Origin of the sequence: Geobacillus sp. G4, from assembly GCF_040327975.1 — a bacterium.
In the GTDB taxonomy this organism is placed as follows: domain Bacteria; phylum Bacillota; class Bacilli; order Bacillales; family Anoxybacillaceae; genus Geobacillus; species Geobacillus thermoleovorans.
The window spans coordinates 1-551 of record NZ_JBEPJY010000067.1; the positions used below are offsets into that span (position 1 = coordinate 1).

At 43.9% G+C, this 551-nt stretch carries 1 protein-coding gene; it reads right to left on the reverse strand.

Annotated features, from left to right (window positions below; translation table 11 throughout):
* On the reverse strand, positions 1-283 hold a 283-nt coding region (locus ABS784_RS16970; RefSeq protein WP_352513367.1), incomplete at its 3' end, for an IS110 family transposase.
* Positions 284-551 lie beyond the last annotated feature (268 nt).

Sequence of the window (551 nt, forward strand, 5' to 3'; positions counted from 1 at the left end):
TCCCTGGGACATTCTTGATTCGCTGAGCGTTGGCCAAGGTAATGTCAAAGTAGTCCTCTAAAATGTTAAAGACCGGTTTCCAGTAAACCCCCGTACTCTCCATCGCTAGATGAGTGATTTCTCGATCCTCGAGCCATTTCAGGAGGCGAAACAAGTCTTTGGTAAACGTCGAAAACGTTTCGATCTCCTTTTGAATGTGGTCTTCTTCTCCCCAAAGCGCACAAACGACAATCGTTTTGGCATGAACATCTAAACCTGCGCAACGATGATAAAGCACATCCATGATCCGGACTCCTTCCATTGATGAATTCGCAAACAGTGAGTCCACTTGTTCGTTAGGCATTTTTCTGTTCGTAGTCACCTTTTCCAAATGAAAAGGGCTTACAATGGGTGGAACACCAAATGGACTCAAACAGTTTTTTGTACAGGGTCGAACCACCATTAAAAAGCACGTCTTTCCAAACTGTTTGCGTTCATCCTCCATTATGGAAGGAGAGATGGATTTTCATGCCTGGGTGGGGAGTAAAATTTACTCATGGATGTTTTTTGTG